20 protein-coding genes are annotated in these 17,892 nt (G+C 70.6%); 15 read left to right on the top strand and 5 right to left on the bottom strand.

The features are described 5' to 3' along the window. Positions 1-14: 14 nt before the first annotated feature. On the bottom strand, positions 15-434 hold the full coding sequence (locus ACIRON_RS00910) for a MarR family transcriptional regulator (RefSeq protein WP_160026473.1): 420 nt from the start codon (positions 432-434) through the stop codon (positions 15-17). Positions 435-513: 79 nt separating this feature from the next. Between ACIRON_RS00910 and ACIRON_RS00905 the strand changes: the two genes are divergently transcribed. The 8 genes from ACIRON_RS00905 to ACIRON_RS00870 all read left to right on the top strand — a co-directional run bounded on the left by ACIRON_RS00905 (position 514) and on the right by ACIRON_RS00870 (position 9,701). Next, positions 514-1,278 (top strand): crotonase/enoyl-CoA hydratase family protein, encoded by a 765-nt coding sequence (locus ACIRON_RS00905; RefSeq protein ID WP_402987709.1) that lies wholly within the window; start codon positions 514-516, stop codon positions 1,276-1,278. Beyond that, positions 1,275-3,248, top strand: coding sequence for an acetoacetate--CoA ligase (locus tag ACIRON_RS00900; RefSeq protein ID WP_402987706.1), 1,974 nt, complete (start codon positions 1,275-1,277; stop codon positions 3,246-3,248). The genes ACIRON_RS00905 and ACIRON_RS00900 overlap by 4 nt, the downstream gene beginning before the upstream one ends. Then, a complete protein-coding gene (locus tag ACIRON_RS00895; protein ID WP_402987703.1) occupies positions 3,245-4,192 on the top strand; it encodes a 3-hydroxyacyl-CoA dehydrogenase NAD-binding domain-containing protein in 948 nt (315 codons plus the stop codon). The genes ACIRON_RS00900 and ACIRON_RS00895 overlap by 4 nt, the downstream gene beginning before the upstream one ends. Positions 4,193-4,217: 25 nt before the next feature. Next, on the top strand, positions 4,218-5,738 hold the full coding sequence (locus tag ACIRON_RS00890) for a long-chain fatty acid--CoA ligase (RefSeq protein ID WP_402987700.1): 1,521 nt from the start codon (positions 4,218-4,220) through the stop codon (positions 5,736-5,738). A 2-nt stretch (positions 5,739-5,740) separates the two neighbouring features. Next, on the top strand, positions 5,741-6,625 hold the full coding sequence (gene couO / locus ACIRON_RS00885) for a 4-hydroxyphenyl-beta-ketoacyl-CoA hydrolase (RefSeq protein WP_402987697.1): 885 nt from the start codon (positions 5,741-5,743) through the stop codon (positions 6,623-6,625). A 97-nt stretch (positions 6,626-6,722) separates the two neighbouring features. Next, positions 6,723-8,024 (top strand): MFS transporter, encoded by a 1,302-nt coding sequence (locus tag ACIRON_RS00880; protein WP_402987694.1) that lies wholly within the window; start codon positions 6,723-6,725, stop codon positions 8,022-8,024. A gap of 343 nt (positions 8,025-8,367) precedes the next feature. Further along, positions 8,368-8,850, top strand: coding sequence for a hypothetical protein (locus ACIRON_RS00875; protein ID WP_402987692.1), 483 nt, complete (start codon positions 8,368-8,370; stop codon positions 8,848-8,850). Continuing rightward, a complete protein-coding gene (locus ACIRON_RS00870; RefSeq protein WP_402987689.1) occupies positions 8,847-9,701 on the top strand; it encodes an HNH endonuclease signature motif containing protein in 855 nt (284 codons plus the stop codon). The genes ACIRON_RS00875 and ACIRON_RS00870 overlap by 4 nt, the downstream gene beginning before the upstream one ends. A gap of 46 nt (positions 9,702-9,747) precedes the next feature. On the opposite strand, the gene ACIRON_RS00865 is transcribed toward ACIRON_RS00870, so the two are convergent. Beyond that, positions 9,748-10,218 (bottom strand): winged helix-turn-helix transcriptional regulator, encoded by a 471-nt coding sequence (locus ACIRON_RS00865; protein WP_402987686.1) that lies wholly within the window; start codon positions 10,216-10,218, stop codon positions 9,748-9,750. A 97-nt stretch (positions 10,219-10,315) separates the two neighbouring features. Here ACIRON_RS00865 and ACIRON_RS00860 point away from each other — a divergent pair, with 97 nt between their 5' ends. The 3 genes from ACIRON_RS00860 to ACIRON_RS00850 are packed head-to-tail and all read left to right on the top strand — an operon-like array spanning position 10,316 to position 12,648. Next, positions 10,316-10,780, top strand: coding sequence for an SRPBCC domain-containing protein (locus ACIRON_RS00860; RefSeq protein ID WP_402987683.1), 465 nt, complete (start codon positions 10,316-10,318; stop codon positions 10,778-10,780). 21 nt (positions 10,781-10,801) lie between these two features. Then, positions 10,802-11,989, top strand: coding sequence for a sensor histidine kinase (locus ACIRON_RS00855; RefSeq protein ID WP_402987681.1), 1,188 nt, complete (start codon positions 10,802-10,804; stop codon positions 11,987-11,989). After that, positions 11,986-12,648, top strand: coding sequence for a response regulator (locus ACIRON_RS00850; RefSeq protein ID WP_402987679.1), 663 nt, complete (start codon positions 11,986-11,988; stop codon positions 12,646-12,648). Before ACIRON_RS00855 ends, ACIRON_RS00850 begins: the two co-directional genes overlap by 4 nt. A gap of 22 nt (positions 12,649-12,670) precedes the next feature. Here ACIRON_RS00850 and ACIRON_RS00845 read toward each other — a convergent pair whose 3' ends face one another. Beyond that, the gene (locus ACIRON_RS00845) at positions 12,671-13,237 is read right to left on the bottom strand and encodes a hypothetical protein (protein ID WP_402987676.1); all 567 of its coding nucleotides are present in this window, start codon (positions 13,235-13,237) and stop codon (positions 12,671-12,673) included. Positions 13,238-13,369: 132 nt separating this feature from the next. On the opposite strand from ACIRON_RS00845, the gene ACIRON_RS00840 reads away from it, so the two are divergent. The 4 genes from ACIRON_RS00840 to ACIRON_RS00825 are packed head-to-tail and all read left to right on the top strand — an operon-like array spanning position 13,370 to position 16,833. Continuing rightward, the gene (locus ACIRON_RS00840; RefSeq protein ID WP_402987674.1) at positions 13,370-14,185 is read left to right on the top strand and encodes an alpha/beta hydrolase; all 816 of its coding nucleotides are present in this window, start codon (positions 13,370-13,372) and stop codon (positions 14,183-14,185) included. Next, entirely contained in the window at positions 14,182-14,922 is a 741-nt protein-coding gene (locus tag ACIRON_RS00835; RefSeq protein ID WP_402987671.1) for an ABC transporter ATP-binding protein, read from the top strand. The genes ACIRON_RS00840 and ACIRON_RS00835 overlap by 4 nt, the downstream gene beginning before the upstream one ends. Before the next feature lie 25 nt (positions 14,923-14,947). Next, positions 14,948-15,766: an ABC transporter permease gene (locus ACIRON_RS00830; protein ID WP_402987669.1), complete on the top strand. Its 819-nt coding sequence runs from the start codon at positions 14,948-14,950 to the stop codon at positions 15,764-15,766. A gap of 5 nt (positions 15,767-15,771) precedes the next feature. Further along, positions 15,772-16,833 (top strand): fatty acid desaturase family protein, encoded by a 1,062-nt coding sequence (locus ACIRON_RS00825; protein WP_402987666.1) that lies wholly within the window; start codon positions 15,772-15,774, stop codon positions 16,831-16,833. 9 nt (positions 16,834-16,842) lie between these two features. Here ACIRON_RS00825 and ACIRON_RS00820 read toward each other — a convergent pair whose 3' ends face one another. Together ACIRON_RS00820 and ACIRON_RS00815 are read right to left on the bottom strand one after the other, a co-directional pair. Then, entirely contained in the window at positions 16,843-17,400 is a 558-nt protein-coding gene (locus ACIRON_RS00820) for a hypothetical protein (protein WP_402987663.1), read from the bottom strand. A gap of 45 nt (positions 17,401-17,445) precedes the next feature. Further along, positions 17,446-17,856, bottom strand: a complete 411-nt coding sequence (locus ACIRON_RS00815; RefSeq protein ID WP_402987661.1) for a hypothetical protein — start codon at positions 17,854-17,856, stop codon at positions 17,446-17,448. Between the last annotated feature and the right edge of the window lie 36 nt (positions 17,857-17,892).

The following is a 17,892-nucleotide window of genomic DNA, read 5'->3' as shown; positions in this document are numbered from 1 at the left end:
ATGGGGATCGTTGACTAGGAAAGCGCCCGGCGAGCGGTGTCGAGGAACGTACGGAACGACTCTCGGTCCTCGGGCCCCAGCTCGGCCAGCATCTGCTCCTCGAGCTCTTCGACGCGGGGGTCGTAGGCGTCGAGGAAGGCGCGGCCCTCGGTGGTGAGGCTGATCAGCATCCGGCGCCGGTTGTCGGGGTCGATGCGGCGCTCGATGAGTCCGCGACGCTCGAGGGCGCCGATGAGATCGGCGGCGGACTGGGCGCGTACGAACGAGGCGCGGGCCAGGTCGGCGGCGCTCATCGTCGGGCGGCGCTCGAGCACCGAGAGCGCGGTGTACTGCAGGGCGGTGACCCCTGATTCCTTCAGGACGGCGTCGAGGCGGGCTCGGGTCGCGAGCTCGAGCTGCTTGACGACGTAGAGCAGCAGGGGTGCATCGGTCATGCGGTCATTCAAGCAGGCTTGCGAGCCGCGCCTACTTCTGCGATTATCAGGATTCCTGTCAATCACGGAGGAGTTCACCATGCCCCTGCGAGCAGAGCGCGTCGACGACATCGCGGTGCTGACCCTGGCCCGACCCGCGAAGCGGAACGCGCTCAGCGACGAGGCGGTGCTCGGGATCGAGCGGTTCTTCGACAGCCTCGAGCCGGACGTACGCGCCGTCGTCATCGATGCGGACGGTGACCACTTCTGCGCCGGGCTCGACCTGTCCGAGATGACCGAGCGCGACACCCTCGCCGGGGTCGCCCACTCGCGGATGTGGCACCGGGTCTTCGAGAAGATCGAGTTCGGGCCGGTCCCGGTCGTGGCGGCGCTGAAGGGAGCCGTGGTCGGAGGCGGGCTGGAGCTCGCCGCGGCCGCGCACATCCGGGTCGCGGAGGAGTCCACCTTCTACGCCCTGCCCGAGGGGCAGCGCGGGCTCTTCGTCGGCGGCGGCGCCTCGGTGCGCGTCCCGCGGCTCATCGGGGTCTCCCGGATGGCCGACATGATGCTGACCGGCCGTCGCTATGCGGCTGAGGAGGGCCTCGGGCTCGGGCTGAGCCAGTACGTCGTCGCCGACGGCACCGGCCGCAAGACCGCCCTCGAGCTGGCTGGCCGGATCGCGCAGAACGCGCCCCAGACCAACTTCGCCGTCGTGCAGGCGCTGCCGCGGATCGCCGAGGCCAACCCGCGCGACGGCTTCCTGATGGAGTCGCTGATGGCCGCGATCGCGCAGGGCACCGACGACGCCAAGGGCCGGATGCAGGACTTCCTCGCCGGGCGGGCCAGGAAGGTGACGGACCAGTGAACCAGGGTGACGTGGTCTGGACCCCTCCCGCCGATGTGCTCTCCACCTCCCGGGTCGGTGAGTTCCTGGGCTGGCTCGCCCGCGAGCGCGACCTGTCGATGACCACTCACGAGGAGCTGTGGCGCTGGTCGGTGACCGACCTGGACGGCTTCTGGTCGGCGGTGTGGGAGTTCTTCGGCGTGCGGGCGCACGCTCCGTACGACACCGTCCTCGCCTCCCGCGAGATGCCAGGGGCGCGCTGGTTCCCGGGTGCCACCCTCAACTATGCCGAGCACGCGCTCGGCACCGACGCGGATCTGGAGCGCGTCGCCGTGCTCGGCCGTTCGCAGACGCGCGACGACGTCGAGCTGACCTTCGGCGATCTGCGCGACCAGGTGGTCCGGGCGCGGGCGGCGCTGGTCAGGCTGGGCGTACGTCGCGGCGACCGCGTCGCCGGCTACCTGCCCAACATCCCCGAGGCGTTGGTCGCCTACCTCGCCACCGGCAGCCTGGGCGCGATCTGGGCGAGCTGCGCCAGCGAGTTCGGCCCGCGCAGCGTGATCGACCGCTTCGCTCAGATCGAGCCGGTCGTGCTGCTGGTCGCCGGCGGCTACCGCTACGGCGCCAAGGATGTCGACCGGCGTGCCCAGGTGGCCGAGATTCGGGCCGAGCTGCCGTCGGTACGCCATGTCGTGGACGTGGAGTACGGCGAGCATCGCGTCGAGGGCGCGCGCTCCTGGACCTCGCTGCTCGGTGCCGAGGACGGGGCCGAGCTCGCCTTCGAGCCGGTGCCCTTCGACCACCCGTTGGTGGTGCTCTTCTCCTCCGGCACGACCGGCCGGCCGAAGGCGATCGTCCACGGTCACGGCGGCATCCTGCTCGAGCACCTCAAGAACCACGCGCTCTCCTGGGACATGGGGCCCGAGGACCGGATGCTCTGGTTCTCCACCACCGCCTGGATGATGTGGAACGCGCTGGTCTCCTCGCTCCTCGTGCGCTCCTCGATCGTCATGGTCGACGGCAACCCGATGCACCCCGACCTGACCTGGCAGTGGCGGCTCGCGGCGTCCACCGGGGCGACGGTCATGGGAGCCAGCCCTGGGTTCGTGATGGCCTGCCGCAAGGCCGGTGTCGACCTCGGCACCCTCGGTGACCTGCGGGTTCGCGTCCTCGGCTCGGCCGGGGCGCCGCTCCCGCCGGAGGGCTACGCCTGGCTCCGGGCCCAGCTCCCGGGTGCGCAGATCAACGTCGGCAGCGGCGGCACCGACGTCTGCTCCGGCATCGTGCAGAACAACCCGCTGCTCCCGGTCTATGCCGGGGAGATCTCGGGTCGCTGCCTCGGCGTGGACGCCCACGCCTTCGACGAGTCGGGTCACCCGGTGACCGGTGAGCTCGGCGAGCTGGTCATCACCTCGCCGATGCCCTCGATGCCGGTCGGGTTCTGGGGCGACGACGACGGGTCCCGCTATCGAAGCGCCTACTTCGACCACTATCCCGGCGTGTGGCGCCACGGCGACTGGATCCTCTTCCACGACAACGGCAGCTGCCACGTCGCCGGCCGCTCCGACGCCACTCTCAACCGCGGCGGCGTACGCCTCGGCACCGCCGAGTTCTACCGCGTCGCCGAGGAGGTGGACGGGGTCGCCGACTCGCTGGTCGTCCACCTCGAGGACCCCGACGGAGGCAACGGCGAGCTGCTGCTCTTCGTGGTCACCGACGAGGGCAGACGCCTCGACGACCCGCTCCGCGCCCGCCTCGTCCGGGCGCTGCGGTCGGCGCTCTCCCCGCGGCACATCCCCGACCAGGTGGTCGAGGTGCCCGCGGTGCCGCGCAACCTCACCGGCAAGAAGCTCGAGCTGCCGGCCAAACGCATCCTGCAAGGGGTCCGCATGGAGGACGTCGCCAGCCGGGACGCGCTCGCGAACCCGGCGTCCCTGGATCCGTTCGTCGCGCTCGCGGCCTCGGGCGCGCTGAGCAGGAGGACCGCATGAGGAGCGGCGAGGACGTACGTACGCTCGGTGTCGTCGGCACCGGTGCGATCGGGGTCAGCTGGGTGATGCTCGGGCTCGAGCACGGGCTCGACGTGGTCGCCTGGGACCCCGCCGGGGGCGCCGAGGAGCGCCTGCGCGACCTGTCGGTCGAGCCGCGAGGCCGCCTGCGGCCGAGCGTGTCGAGACCAACACGGTCCGCCGGCGCGCTTCGCTTCGCCGAGAGCCTCGCCGAAGTCGGACGCGACGCCGACCTGGTGCTCGAGAGCGGACCCGAGCGCCTCGACGTCAAGCGGGAGATCTTCGCCGCGCTCGACGAGGCGGCCCCGGGTGACGTACTGCTGACCAGCAGCTCCTCGGGCCTGATGCCGAGCACGTTCCAGGACGCCTGCACGCACCACCCGGAGCGGGTGCTCGTGGCGCATCCGTTCAACCCGCCGCACCTGGTGCCGCTGGTCGAGGTCGTGGGCGGCTCGGCGACGTCGGCAGACGCTGTCGAGGCGGCTCTGGAGACCCTGCGCCACCTGGGCAAACGTCCCATCCACATCCGTCGTGAGGTGCCCGGGCACGTGGCCAACCGGCTCCAGGCGGCGCTGTGGCGCGAGGCCTACCACCTCGTCGATCAGGGCATCGTCTCCGTCGCCGACATCGACACCGCGATCGCGGACGGTCCGGGGTTGCGTTGGTCCCTGCTCGGACCCTTCGCGACCCAGCATCTCTCCGGCGGTCCCGGCGGACTGGGCCACGTGCTGGAGCACCTCGGCCCGCCGATGGTCGACTGGTGGGACGACCTGGGTCACCCCGCCCTGACCGAAGATCTGATCGGGAAGCTGGTCGACGGGGTCGACGAGGAGCTCGACGGGACCTCCGCCGAAGACCTGGTCGCGCGACGTGACCAGGCGCTGCGGCGACTGCTGGAGATCAAGACCGACCTCGGGCTCGGCTGAGCCCGCGAGACGAACGAGGATCGACATGTTGGACAGCGGCATCGGATCGTGGCCCGCCCGGCGAGCCCGGATGACCCCTGGTGCGCGAGCGTTCGTGCAGGACGACGCGGTGGTGACGTACGCCGAGGTCGACCGCCTCGTCGAGGCCGTCGCCCACGGGCTGCGCGCCCGCGGGGTGGCCCCGGGGGACAGGGTCGCGTTTCTGGGCCTGAACTCGATCGAGCTCGCGGTCACGCTCTTCGCCACCGCCCGGCTGGGGGCGGTCTTCCTGCCGCTCAACACCCGACTGGCGCCGCCGGAGCTGGCCTGGATCCTCACCGACGCCGAGCCGGCGCTGCTGGTCCACGCGGCGGACTTCGACGCGGCGGTCTCCGCCGAGCCGGTCGCGGCCCTCGGGCTGCCGAGCCACCGGTTCACCGCCGCCGGCGGTCACGGGCTCGACAGGCTCGCGGTGCCCGGCGAGGAGCGGATCGACGTCGAGGTCGGGCTGGACGACGTCTTCATGATCCAGTACACCTCCGGCACCAGTGGCCGCCCCAAGGGCGTGATGTTGACGCACGGAAACATCGCCTGGAACGCCTTCAACCTGCTCGTCGACGTCGACGTCCGCTCCGACGAGATCGCCCTGGTCACCGCCCCGCTGTTCCACACCGCCGCGCTCAACCAGGTGCTGCTCCCGACCTTCCTCAAGGGCGGCATGTCGCTCATCGCGGCCCGCTTCGACCCGGCGGCCGCGATCGCGACCATCGAGCGGGAGCGGGTCACCCTGCTCTTCGGGGTCACCTCGATGTACCAGGCGCTCGCCCAGGAGCCGACCTGGGCGAGCGCCGACCTCGACAGCCTCCGCTCGGCCCTGAGCGGCGGCGCCCCGATCCCGCGCACGCTCCTCGACACCTGGCAGAGCCGCGGCCTGCACATCATCCAGGGCTACGGCCTGACCGAGGCGTCCCCGGGGACGACCATGCTGCGCGCCGGCGACGGCCTCGACAAGCTCGGCTCGGCCGGCACCCCCTGCTTCTTCACCGACGTCCGCGTGGTCGCCCCCGGCGGCGAGGACGCGGCCCCCGGCCGGGCCGGTGAGGTGCACGTCAGCGGCCCGAACGTGACTCCCGGTTACTGGCACAACGGAGCCGCGACGGAGGCTGCCTTCGACGGGCCCTGGCTGCGTACGGGCGATGTCGCGGTGCTCGACGACGACGGCTTCCTCTACGTGGTCGACCGGGTCAAGGACATGTTCATCAGCGGCGGCGAGAACGTCTTCCCGGCAGAGGTCGAGCAGGCGCTCTACACCCATCCAGACGTCGCCGAGGCCGCCGTCATCGGCGTCCCCGACGAGCGCTGGGGAGAGGTCGGCCGCGCCGTCGTCGTACGCCACCCCGACTCCGCGCTCACCCAAGATGACCTGCTCGAACACCTCGACGGACGGCTGGCCCGCTACAAGATCCCCAAGCTCGTCGTCTTCGTCGACGAGATCCCGCACAACGCCTCCGGGAAGCTGCTGAAGTCCCGGGTGCGCGAGCTGTACGGCACCCCGGAAGGAGCATGACCATGCCCTACGAGCCCCGCATCGACACCGACGCGATCCGAGCCCTCGACATGCACACCCACGTCGAGGCCGACCACCACGGTCACTTCTCGCTCGACCAGGAGTTGATGGACGCCTCGGCGGCCTACTTCCGCGGCGACCACCCGCGCACCCCGACCGTCGACGACCTCGCCGCCTACTACCGCGAGCGCGACATGGCCGCGGTGATCTTCACCGTCGACGCCTCGACCGGCCTCGACCATCCGCCGCTGTCGAGCGAGGAGATCGCCGAGCGCGCGACCGAGCACGCCGACGTGCTGATCCCGTTCGGCTCCGTCGACCCCCGCAAGGGCGAGGCCGCCGTGAAGCAGGCCAGGAAGCTGGTCGAGGACTACGGCGTACGCGGCTTCAAGTTCCATCCCGGCCTGCAGGCCTTCTCGCCGGCCGACGCCGAGCACCGCCCGCTGTGGGCGACCCTGGAGGAGCTCGGCGTGGTCGCGCTGTTCCACACCGGCCAGACCGGGATCGGTGCCGGCCTCCCCGGCGGACGCGGGATCCGGCTGCGCTACTCCGACCCGCTGCTCCTCGACGACGTGGCCGCCGACTTCCCGGACCTGCAGATCGTGATGGCCCACCCCGCCGTCCCCTGGGTCGACGTGCAGATCTCGATCGCCACCCACAAGGCCAACGTGCACATCGACCTGTCGGGATGGTCGCCGAAATACTTCCCGCCGCAGCTGGTCAAGCAGCTCAACGGCCCGCTGCGCCACAAGGTGCTCTTCGGCTCCGACTTCCCGGTGATCACGCCCGATCGCTGGTTCGCCGACCTCGAACATCTCGACATCAAGGACGAGGTCAAGCCGCTGCTGTTCCGGGACAACGCGCTTCGCCTGCTCGGCCTGATCTGACCCTTCTTTTCACCGCCGAACCCCTTGACGGGGTGACGTGCATCACTAGAATCGACAGGAATCCTGATAAACAGGAATCCTGAATGGAGCCCCCACCATGACCCTCACCTCCGGCGGTAGCACGACCGGTTCACGCACGCAGATGCGCCGGATCGTCGCCAGCAGCTTCACGGGCAGCCTGATCGAGTACTACGACTTCCTGCTCTACTCCACCGCCTCGGCCGTGGTCTTCAACGAGGTCTTCTTCTCCAACCTCGACCCGGTGACCGGCACGATCGCGTCCTTCGGCACCTTCGCCGCCGGCTACCTGGCGCGCCCGCTCGGCGGTGTGGTCTTCGGCCACTTCGGTGACAGGCTCGGCCGGAAGAAGATGCTGGTCCTGACCATGCTGATCATGGGTGTGGTCAGCTTCCTGATCGGCTGCCTGCCGACGTACGGCCAGATCGGCGCGGCAGCGCCGGTGCTGCTCGTCGCGCTCAGGGTCGTCCAGGGCGTCGCGATCGGCGGCGAGTGGGGCGGCGCGGTGCTGATCACCGCTGAGCACGCCACCTCCCGGCGCGGGCTGTGGGCCTCGTTCACCAACGCCGGCGCCCCGGCCGGCATGGTGCTCTCGACCGCGGTGATGGCGGTGATGGCCTCGGTCACCACCCCGGAGCAGTTCACCGCGTGGGGCTGGCGGGTGCCGTTCCTGCTCAGCATCGTGCTGCTCGCGGTCGGCCTGTGGATCCGCCTCAGCGTGACCGAGTCGCCCGCCTTCGAGGCGATGAAGGAGAAGAAGGCCGAGGCGAAGACGCCGCTGCTCGAGGTCCTCCGCAACCACCCGCGTACGCTCCTGCTGGCCGTCGGCGTCGGCCTCGGTGCCTTCGTGGTGCAGGGCACCCTGACCACCTTCCTGATCTCGTACGCCCTCGGCGCAGGCTTCGAGCGCCCCACGGTCCTCAACGCGCTCACGGTCTCCTCGGCCGGCGCCGTCGTCGGCATCCTCGGCTGGTCCGCGCTCACCGACCGGGTCGGCCGCCGGCCGGTGGTCCTCTCCGCCGCCGTCGCGACCGCGGTCTTCGCCTACCTGCTCTTCCCGATGCTCGACAGCGGGTCGGTCGCGCTCCTCGTGCTCGCCGTGGTCCTGGGCCAGTCGGTCATCCATGCCGCCTTCTACGGCCCGCTCGCCGCGCTGATGAGCGAGGTCTTCGAGACCTCCTCGCGCTACACCGGTGCCTCGCTCGGCTACCAGCTCGCCGGCATGGGCGCGGGCCTCTCGCCGCTCCTCTTCGCCTCGCTGCAGAAGGCCGGCGCCAGCACCGTCATGCTCTCCACCGTCATTGCGGCGTTCTGTCTGCTGAGCGTGTTCTCCCTGGTACGCCTCGGCGAGACCAGCGGCCGAGAGCTCGTCGACGCCTGAGACCCCATGCAACAGAGCCTGCCGCGCGAGTCGCGGCGGGCTCTGTTGTCTCATCTGTCCCGAGCAGGCCGTCGGGCCGGCTGCGGCCGAGCGTGTCGAGGCCATCACGGTCGCTGTCGGGCTCCGTGTCGACTGGGTTGCTTGTTGGGTTGGTGTGTTTTCGCGGCCAGCCCTGTCCGGCTTGGGTTTGGGTTGGTAGCCGGCCATTGACAGCGCGGGTCCAGGGGGTCGCGGAAGGGGTGGCGCAACGCGCCAAAGACGACTCTGGAGATGGCGTAAATATGCCATCTGACCTGCGAAAACAGCGTTCTCTTCAAGGCTTGGACTTGGTAAAATTGGGGGCATGGAAGCACTCCTCGACCCCGACGACACCACCAGCGACCTGCTGGCTGCGGTGCGTAGGTCGCGTGCGGTCGCGGAGCAGGCTGACCGGGACGTGCTGATCGCTGCCGCACGGTTCGCGGCACTGCATTCGGTCGACACCATGGAGGAGTCCGCGCGGCTGGATGGTGACACGTTCGGCGATCGGATGCTGCCCCTGGCCGGCCCGGGGGCGCCGCTGGTGTCGGAGGCTGCGGCGGTGGAGTTCGCGGCTGTGTTGGGTCGGTCGACCCTGGCGGGCAAGAGGTTCCTCGGCGACGCCGTCGAGCTGCGCTACCGGCTCAAGCATGTCTGGGCGCGGATCCTGGACGGATCCCTGCTTGCGTGGCGTGCCCGTCGGATCGCGGACCTGACCCGGAACCTGGATGCCGATGCCGCCGCCTGGGTCGACCAGCAGATCGGGGCCCATGCCCACAGGTCGGCACCCGCCAGCTGGAGCGGATGATCACCCAGGCCGCCACCATGTTCGAACCCGATGTCGCCGCAGCGGTCGCCGAGCACGATGCGGTCGAGCACCGTGCGGTCACGATCACCACCACCGAGACGACCCCGGTCGTTGCCACCGGTGCCGAACAAGGCCAAGCCGTGCTGGCGTTGGGGTATCTCGACGGTGTGCTCGACGCCGCGGATGCTCTCGATCTGGAGCAGGCTGTCGCCGCGATCGCCCACGGGCTCCTCGACCAGGACGACTACGTGACCGCGAGCCTGGACCTACGACGCGCGGCCGCACTGGGAGTCCTCGGGAGGGCCTACAACTCCGGCTCCCTCGACGGGGTCCCCGGTGCGGCTCGGGTCGTCGAGCTGGTCATCCACACCGACACCCGCGAGCTCGTCGGCACCGGCCTGACCCGCCTTGAGAACACCCGTGGCCTGGTCACCATCGAGCGCCTCGAGGAGTGGGCCACCACCCCCGGCACCGTGATCAAGCCGATCATCGTGGTCGACCTCGCCGAGGACATCGAAGCCGCGGGCTACGCCCCGACCGCGCGGCAGCGGCGTCAGGCCGAGCTGCTCCACCAGAAGTGTTCGTTCCCGTACTGCGAAGCCCGCGCCGAGCACTGCGACCTCGACCACCGCGTCGCCTACGGCGACGGCGGCCCGACCAGCAGCCGCAACCTCACCCCACTGTGTCGACGACACCACCGAATGAAGACCCACCACGGCTGGCGTTACCATCGCCTCCGCGCGGGCGTCTACCGATGGCGAAGCCCCCACGGCTACCACTACATCGTCGCCCCGACCGGCACGGTCGATGTCAGCAACGACCTCGACCCACCGTACGAACTCGCCGCCTGACGACCACCCCGGCCTGGGTGGGACTGGGCGGGCAGGCATGTTGCGCTCATCTGTCTCGGGTCGGTCGGCGGGCCGCGAGATACTCCGCGGGCATGCCGGGGCCGGGCCGAACCATAACGTCGTCCGGGGGGACGGTGCCGTGCTGCTCGCAACGGGTTTCGATCCGGACGGGCTCGCCGCAGTCGGCGTGCAGATACTCGATCGGTCTCCCGTCGGGGGCGAACCACGTATCGCCCCACTCCGTGAGGGCGATCAGCGCCGGCCGTAGCCCCTGGGCCATGGCCGTCGGCCGGTAGTCGCCGGCGTCGTCGCGCGTCATCAGGCCGGCCTCGACGAGCGTGGCCAGGCGCGTCTTCAGGATGTTCGTGGCGATGCCCAGGTTGTGCTGGAAGTCGCCGTAGCGCGTGACGCCGGCGAAGATCGCGTCCCGCAGGATCAGCAGGGTCCATCGCTCGCCGACGATCTCCAGGGAGCGGGCTATGGAGCAGATCTGGCCGTCGTACGTCTTTCCGAGCACGAGGACGACTCTAGCAAATCACTTGCATGATGAAAGTGGAGGTGTCTACGGTGGGGCTTGCATGATGCAAGTCAAAACCGATTCCAAGGGGACAACGATGAGCGACCTGACCGCGACCTTCACCGTCGACGCCACTCCTGAGGAGGCGTACGAGGCCATCAACGACGTACGTTCCTGGTGGGGGCACCACATCGCCGGACCCACCGACCAGGTCGGTGCCGAGTGGTTCTACCTGGTGCCGGACATCCACTTCTCCAAGCAGCGCGTGGCCGAGCTGGTCCCGGGGGAGCGCGTCGTGTGGGAGTTCACCGACGGCTACCTCGACTTCATCGCCGACAAGAAGGAGTGGATCGGCACGACCGGACGCTTCGACATCGCCCGCGACGGCGGGCTGACCCGGGTGACCTTCACCCACGAGGGCCTCGGGCGCGGGGACGAGTGCTTCGACGTCTGTTACGACGCCTGGACTCACTACATCACCGTCAGTCTGAAGGGTCGGATCGAGTCCGGCGAGGGCACGATCCGGAGCCGGGACGAGGACAACGCGGCCGTGGGGCGCTAGCCGCCCTGGTATTACTGAAACATGCTCTCCACGTGGGCCGGCCGCGGACGTCTGGCGCTGTACGTCGCCGCGACCGTGCTCGGGATCGTGGAGGCAGCGGTCCTGACCACCGACCCCTACGAGGTCGCGGGCGGGGTCGCGCTGCTGATCGGGGCCACGCACGCCGCCTCGATCCCGTTGGCGCTCCGGCGTCCGGTGGAGGCGGCGGGGCTCTCTCTGGTCGCGGTCACAGTGGCGGCGCTGGCGGTCGCGCGGCAGAGCCCGGAAGGCTGGCCGTGGATGGTGGCGCCGCCGACGCTGACCCAGCTGCTGGTGCTGGTGGTGCTGACCCTGGTCGCCGGGTGGCGGCTGGCGGCGATCACCCTGGGCATCCAGGTCGCCGCCGGGGTGGTCCTGGCCGTGGTCGGGATGGCCTGGAACGACATCGTCGCCTCGCTCGTGGAAGTGGCCAACTTCGCCTCGCTCGCGCTGCTGCTCGGCGCTCTCGCCACGGTCGCCAGGCGGCTCTCGGAGTCGCGCAGCGCCCTGCGCGAGGAGCACGAGCGCCGCTCTGTCGTCGAGGAGAAGGCGCGCATCGCCCGCGAGCTGCACGACGTGATCGCCCACAACATGTCGCTGATCACCGTGCAGGCCAGGTCGGCGCCGCACCGGGTCGACGACGTCAGCCCGGCGGCAGAGGCGGAGTTCGCCGAGATCGCCGACCTGGCGGCCTCGGCGCTGCGGCAGATGCGCGGGGTGCTCGACGTGCTGCGTACCGAGGAGGGGCAGTCGGGCCGGGTCCCGGTGCCGGGCATCGACGGCCTGGGTGAGCTCTTCGAGTCGGCCCGCGGGACCGGGCAGCGGGTCGAGGTGCACGGTGACCTTCCGGAGCTCGCCGACGTGGCCCCCGAGGTGGGCACCGCGGCCTACCGGATCGTGCAGGAGGCGCTCAGCAACGCCCGCCGTCACGCGCCGAACGAACCGGTCAGCGTCGATCTCGTGGTGGGCGAGAACCTGGACGTACGCATCACCAACCCGCTGGACGGCGCCGGCCCGGTCGCCGAGGCCACCGGGGGTGGTCACGGGCTGATCGGGATGCGCGAGCGCGCGAGCGCGGTGGGCGGCAGCCTCACCGCAGGAGCAGCCGACGGCCAGTTCGTCGTCGAGGCCCGGCTCCCGGCCCAAACCGCCGTGCGCGCGTCCGCCAAACGCGGTAGGAAGACCCCGTGACGGTGAAGATCGTGGTCGTCGACGACCAGGAGATGGTGCGCTCGGGTTTCGTGGCGCTGCTCAGCACCCAACCCGACATCGACGTGGTCGGCACCGCCGCCGACGGCTCCGAAGCGCTGCAGGTGGTGCGGCGTACGCATCCCGACGTGGTGCTGATGGACGTCCGGATGCCGGTGATGGACGGGATCGAGGCGCTCCGCCAGCTCTCCGAGAACCCCGCCACGGCGGCGGTCAAGGTGGTCATGCTGACCACGTTCGACGCCGACGAGTACGTCCACGAGTCCCTGCGCCTCGGCGCCAGCGGCTTCCTGCTGAAGGACGCCTCGCCCGACGAGCTCGCCTCAGCGATCCGCGTGGTCCATGCCGGCGAGGCCCTGCTCTCACCCTCGGTGACCCGCCAGGTGATCGCGCAGTTCGCCCGCGCGCCGCGACGAAGGAAGGCCGACCCGCGGCTCAAGCAGCTCACCGAACGGGAGCGCGAGGTGCTCGAGAACATCGCCCGCGGCAGCTCCAACAGCGAGATCGCCGCCGAGCTCTTCCTCGCCGAGCAGACCGTGAAGACCCACGTCAGCCGCATCCTCGGCAAGCTCGGGCTGCGCGACCGCGCCCAGGCCGTGGTGTTCGCGTACGAGAGCGGCCTGGTCGCTCCGCACGTCTAGCGGCGTCCCAGAAGCCGGCGGGCTAGCGAGTGTGCCGGGTGCGCCACGCGTCCAGGGCGATGATGGCCAGCATGGCGAGTCCCGCGACCACCGCGGCCGCCGCACCAGCCGTCACCGTCCAGACCGCCGCGAGCAGGAGACCGACCGCGCCGATCGTCATCAGGGTCGCCCCGATCATGATGAACAGCGGCGCGTGGAAGGCTCGGGCGTACGGCAGGAAGTGCGCCCCCACGAAGAAGGCGATCACCGCCCCCTCCGCCCCCTCGAGTCCTTGGGCCACCAGGAGCTTGCGGCCGAGGAAGATGCCGACGAGCATGAAGGCGATGCCGGCGAGGTAGACGAGCCCGGCCAGCGGTCCCACCGGCTCAGGCGGCGTGAACCGCCGCGGAACCACGAAGACGGCCCAGACGTACGCGGCGAGCGCCAGGACCCAGGCGACCAGCGCAGCGGTCGGCCAGCCCCCGTCCATGAGCCCACGATTGGCGAAGACGAACACCGTCGCGCCGACCGCCCCGATCGTGGTCCCCCACACCCGCGGGTCGTGCATCCGCTCGCCCCCGCGCGACACCGTTCCCGCGACCTCTGTCATGGCGTGGATGGTAGCGACATAGTCGGCGCCGTGCCGCCGTATATAAGGGGCATCCCGCACTACCCCGGTAGGGGGTCGAATGGCTCCCGGGAGTGACGCGCGGCAGTCATTCTGGTTCTTAACGTCACGGCCATGACAGTGACGCCGCTCAGATACGGCCTCAACGAGGCCGACGGAACCATCGGACCCCGACTCCTCGCCTGCGACCCGCCCGGAGGGGCGCGGGTCGTGGAGGTCTTCGGGGACGCCGCGACCGCCGACCACATCGCCGTCGTCGTGCCCGGCAACGGCCACCACCTCGGCAACTACTTCACCAGCACCGAGGCCCACTCTCCGCGCTCCCGGGGGCAGCTGCTGCTGCGTACGATGCAGGAGATCGCGCCCGAGAGCCGGTCGGCCGTCGTGGTCTGGCTGGGCTACCACTCGCCGCCGGAGTGGTACAACGCGATCACCAACGTCCCCGCCTACGCCGGGGCGCAGGACCTGGCGAACCTGACCCACTACCTGCCGCGTGCCGCGCACCTCACCCTGATCGGCCACAGCTACGGCTCGACGGTCGCCGGCCTCGCCCTCGCGAGCGCTCGCGCCGAGGACTACGTGGCGCTGGGCAGCGCGGGGATGGGCGCGGTGCGGCGCTCCGAGCTGGGCACCGGCACCCGGCTCTGGGCCGCGTACGGCGAGACCGACCGGATCCGGCTGGTCCCGCGGGTGCGGGTCGGGCGTCTCGGTCTCGGGCGCGGGCCGCTCGAGCTCGGGGCGACCCGGTTCGGCACCGGCGACATTCCCGGCCACTGCGGCTACTACGCCGAGGGCAGCGAGTCGCTGCTCAACATCGCCCGAATCGCACTGGGCCGCTACGACGAGGTGACGACCGCGTTGGTCTCGACACGCCGTCGTTCGTCCCTCACGACGTCGGCTCGACCGACAGAACTGGAGGCAGCAGCATGATCACCGACGAACCCGCCATCTGGACCCAAGGACTCCGCAAGAGCTACCCCGGCCGCGGAGCCGCCCTGGACGGCATCGACCTCGCCGTACCCGCCGGCACCGTCCACGGCCTGCTCGGCCCGAACGGAGCCGGCAAGACCACGACCGTACGCATCCTGGCGACCCTCGCAAGCTTCGACTCCGGCCAGGCCTGGGTCGCCGGCCGCAACGTCGCCCGCGACCGGGCCGGCGTGCGGGCGCGGATCGGCATCGCCGGCCAGTACGCCGCCGTCGACGGCGTCCTGAGCGGCCGTCAGAACCTGGAGATGTTCGCCCGCTTGTACCGGATGCGGGCCCGGGAGGCACGAGCGCGAGCCGACGAGCTGCTCGAGCGCTTCGACCTCGTCGAGGCCGCCGGCCGCCGGGTGCGCGGCTACTCCGGCGGCATGCGCAGGCGCCTCGATCTGGCCGTCAGCCTGATCCGCAGCCCTCGGGTGCTCTTCCTCGACGAGCCCACCACCGGCCTCGACCCGCGCAGCCGGATCGAGGTCTGGGACGCGGTCCGCGAGCTGGCCGACTCCGGCACGACCGTGCTGCTCACCACCCAGTACCTGGAGGAGGCCGACCGGCTGTGTTCACGCATCACGATGGTCGACCGCGGCCGGGTCGTCGCCGAGGGGACGCCGGCCGAGCTCAAGTCCAGCGTCGGCGGCCGCGACCTCGACGAGGCGTTCCTGCTGATCACCGAGGGGGCCTGAGATGACTGTGTCCATTGATGGGGCGATGACCGAAGCCGTCCACGGATCACGCATCACGTGGGCGACGGTCGACACCTGGGTGGTGGCCAAGCGCCACCTCCTCCATCTCGTACACCGCCCTGACGAGCTCCTCGGCACGCTGATGATCCCGGTGATGGCGGTGGCCATGTTCGGCTTCGTCTTCGGCGAGGCCTTCGGGGTCGCGATGGACGTGCCGGGCGCGGAGTACCGCGAGTTTCTGCTCCCCGGCCTCTTCGCGCTCACCATGGCGTTCGGCATCGGCAACACGACGATCTCCGTCGCCGAGGACGTACGTGGCGGGGTGCTGGACCGGATGCGATCCCTGCCGATGTCGCCGGTGGCGGTGCTGGCCGGGCGGGCCTTGGCCGACGTGATCCTGGCCGTGGTCGAGCTGTCGATCCTGCTGGCGCTCGGGACGCTGTTCGGCTGGCAGGCCCATCTGGGGCTCGGTGCGGTGATCGCCGCGCTCGGGCTGCTGATCCTCCTCAGGATGGCCTTCTCCTGGGTCGGCATCCTGCTCGGCCTGCTGGTCAGCGGGCCGGAGGCGGCGATGAAGTACTTCGCCCTCGTCTTCCCGCTCGCCATGGTCGCCGACACGATCGTGCCGACCGACCTGATGCCCGGCTGGCTCGCGCTCCCCGCCGAGTGGAACCCGCTCTCCTCGACCGTCATCGCCACGCGCGAGCTCTTCGGCAACGCGGCCGCTCCCGCCACCACCTGGGTCGGCGAGCACGCGCTGACCATGGCCGTCCTCTGGCCGGTCGCCATCATCGCGGTCTGCCTGCCGCTGGCCATGGCGCGGCTGCGCCGGCTGGGGAGGTGACCACGATGCCCACGCTCCCGGTCCAGTCGCACCGCCAGGTCAACGCCTACACCGAGCTGATGAGTCGCGTCCGGCAGGAGGGCCTGCTCGAGCGTGAGCCGAGGACGTACGCCCGGCGTGCGGTCCTCCTCGGCACCGGCTTCGCGCTCGCGCCGATCGCCCTGCTCGCCCTCGGCCAGACCTGGTGGCAGCTGCTGGTCGCGGCGGCCTTCGGGGTCCTGTTCACCCAGACGGCGTTCCTCTCCCACGACGGCGCCCATCGTCAGATCTTCGCCTCGGGCCCGAAGAACGAATGGGCCTCTCGCATCCTCGGCAACCTGGTCGTCGGGCTGAGCTACGGCTGGTGGATGCGCAAGCACACGCGCCACCACGCCAACCCGAACAAGGTCGACGCGGACGAGGACATCCGCCCCTCGGTGCTGCTGTTCACGCCCGAGGACGTCGAGCGGCGCACCGGTCTCAAGCGGTGGCTCACCGCCCGCCAGGGATGGCTGTTCTTCCCGCTGCTGACCCTCGAAGGCATCAACCTTCACCTCGGCGCCGTCCTCACCGTGATCAAGGACCGAGAGCTCAAGCACCGGCGTACGGAGGCAGCGCTGCTGGCGCTGCGGCTGATCGGCTGGCCGGTGCTGGTCTGCTCGGTCCTGGGCCTCGGTCTCGGTGCGGCGTTCCTGGGTGTGCAGCTGGCCGTCTTCGGCGTCTACATGGGCGCCAGCTTCGCCCCCAACCACAAGGGCATGCCGCTGGTCCCGCGTGACACCAGGATCGACTTCCTCTCCCGCCAGGTCCTGACCTCCCGCAACATCCGCGGCGGGCGCTGGGTCGACTGGCTCATGGGTGGCCTCAACCTGCAGATCGAGCACCACCTCTTCCCGAGCATGCCGAGCGGCAGCCTTCGTCGCGCCCAGCCCCTGGTCCGCGCCTACTGCGCCGAGCAGGGCGTCCCCTACACCGAGGCCGGGCTCCTGGAGTCGTACGCCATCGTCGTCCGCCATCTCAACCGCGTGGGCCTCGGCGACCGCGACCCCTTCGCCTGCCCGTTCGTCGTGGCCAACAGGACGGGCTGACCGGGTGGCCTACGGGGTCGGGCCGGCGAGCACCGCTGCCCGGACCCGCCCGTGATCGGAGTAGTCCGCATCGGTCTCCACGGTGCCCGCGCCACCGAGCTCCCTCTCCCACTTCCGGGCGAGGGACTCGGTCTCGCCATCCTCGCGGGCGCGCCGGTCGAAGGTGACGCGGGTGACGTACCCGTCGTCGGACCAGACCAGGACACCGTCGACCTCGGCCTCGAAGCGCTCGCCGTCGGGCAGCACCAGGTCGATCCGGTCGCTGTCGTAGTCGCGGATCCCGGGGAAGTCCTCGTTGTCCTCGGGCAGGCTGGAGAGCCGGACCGGCTCGCGCAGGTCGAGCTCGATGGTGTCGGGGTCGCGGGTGAGCTGGCCCCACGTGACGAGCGTGGCGATGAACAGTACCGGCACTGCGAGGACGGCGACCCCGGACCAGGCCAGCGGCTTGGGATTCTTCCCCGACAACCGGACCACTCCGGCGGCCACGAGCAGGATCAGCGCGACCGCCACGAAGAACAGCAGGACAGCCCCGACGACGATGATCAGAACCGCCCCACCCGCACCCATGGCCCCAGTATCCCGGCCACACGGTGCCCGGCACGGCCGAACGGGCTAGGAGACGGTCGCGACGACGCAGATGGCCAGTGTGGAGAAGTAGACGACGCCGGCGAACATCGCGTGGAAGCTGACCCGGAGCGGCAGCCGGCCCTTGAACATCGAGCGGAGGGCGACCTTGTAGGCGTTGACCGTCGAGAGGTGGCTGCCGCCCATCCGCCGCGTACGCCACAGCAGCATGTTGTCGCCGAAGCCGTTGCCGGCGGTGATGAGCAGGAGAGCGGCCCAGGCCCACAGGACCTGGTCGACCAGGACGTACGTCGTCCAGCAGGCGAGTCCGAGGACGGAGAGGCCGACGTGGGTGAGCACCACCGGTGCACGGACGCGGCCATGCCGGAACCAGCCCGTCAGCAGCAGGACTCCGACGGATGCCTGGACGAGCCACGCCACGAGGACGACGTACGACATGGTGTGACCGTACGGGCCCTCGTGGCGCGGTGGACG

It is taken from the genome of Nocardioides sp. NPDC101246, from assembly GCF_044767415.1.
Taxonomy (GTDB): Bacteria; Actinomycetota; Actinomycetes; order Propionibacteriales; family Nocardioidaceae; genus Nocardioides.
Note: the sequence above shows the minus strand (reverse complement) of the source record. Positions and strands in the feature narration are given on the sequence as shown.

What these genes read in the sequence shown, in the direction of transcription:
- ACIRON_RS00910 (WP_160026473.1), bottom strand. Translation starts at nt 434, where the DNA reads ATGACCGATGCACCCCTGCTGCTCTACGTCGTCAAGCAGCTCGAGCTC.
- ACIRON_RS00905 (WP_402987709.1), top strand. Translation starts at nt 514, where the DNA reads ATGCCCCTGCGAGCAGAGCGCGTCGACGACATCGCGGTGCTGACCCTG.
- ACIRON_RS00895 (WP_402987703.1), top strand. Translation starts at nt 3,245, where the DNA reads ATGAGGAGCGGCGAGGACGTACGTACGCTCGGTGTCGTCGGCACCGGT.
- ACIRON_RS00890 (WP_402987700.1), top strand. Translation starts at nt 4,218, where the DNA reads ATGTTGGACAGCGGCATCGGATCGTGGCCCGCCCGGCGAGCCCGGATG.
- couO (WP_402987697.1), top strand. Translation starts at nt 5,741, where the DNA reads ATGCCCTACGAGCCCCGCATCGACACCGACGCGATCCGAGCCCTCGAC.
- ACIRON_RS00880 (WP_402987694.1), top strand. Translation starts at nt 6,723, where the DNA reads ATGACCCTCACCTCCGGCGGTAGCACGACCGGTTCACGCACGCAGATG.
- ACIRON_RS00875 (WP_402987692.1), top strand. Translation starts at nt 8,368, where the DNA reads ATGGAAGCACTCCTCGACCCCGACGACACCACCAGCGACCTGCTGGCT.
- ACIRON_RS00870 (WP_402987689.1), top strand. Translation starts at nt 8,847, where the DNA reads ATGATCACCCAGGCCGCCACCATGTTCGAACCCGATGTCGCCGCAGCG.
- ACIRON_RS00860 (WP_402987683.1), top strand. Translation starts at nt 10,316, where the DNA reads ATGAGCGACCTGACCGCGACCTTCACCGTCGACGCCACTCCTGAGGAG.
- ACIRON_RS00855 (WP_402987681.1), top strand. Translation starts at nt 10,802, where the DNA reads ATGCTCTCCACGTGGGCCGGCCGCGGACGTCTGGCGCTGTACGTCGCC.
- ACIRON_RS00845 (WP_402987676.1), bottom strand. Translation starts at nt 13,237, where the DNA reads ATGACAGAGGTCGCGGGAACGGTGTCGCGCGGGGGCGAGCGGATGCAC.
- ACIRON_RS00840 (WP_402987674.1), top strand. Translation starts at nt 13,370, where the DNA reads ATGACAGTGACGCCGCTCAGATACGGCCTCAACGAGGCCGACGGAACC.
- ACIRON_RS00835 (WP_402987671.1), top strand. Translation starts at nt 14,182, where the DNA reads ATGATCACCGACGAACCCGCCATCTGGACCCAAGGACTCCGCAAGAGC.
- ACIRON_RS00830 (WP_402987669.1), top strand. Translation starts at nt 14,948, where the DNA reads ATGACCGAAGCCGTCCACGGATCACGCATCACGTGGGCGACGGTCGAC.
- ACIRON_RS00825 (WP_402987666.1), top strand. Translation starts at nt 15,772, where the DNA reads ATGCCCACGCTCCCGGTCCAGTCGCACCGCCAGGTCAACGCCTACACC.
- ACIRON_RS00820 (WP_402987663.1), bottom strand. Translation starts at nt 17,400, where the DNA reads ATGGGTGCGGGTGGGGCGGTTCTGATCATCGTCGTCGGGGCTGTCCTG.
- ACIRON_RS00815 (WP_402987661.1), bottom strand. Translation starts at nt 17,856, where the DNA reads ATGTCGTACGTCGTCCTCGTGGCGTGGCTCGTCCAGGCATCCGTCGGA.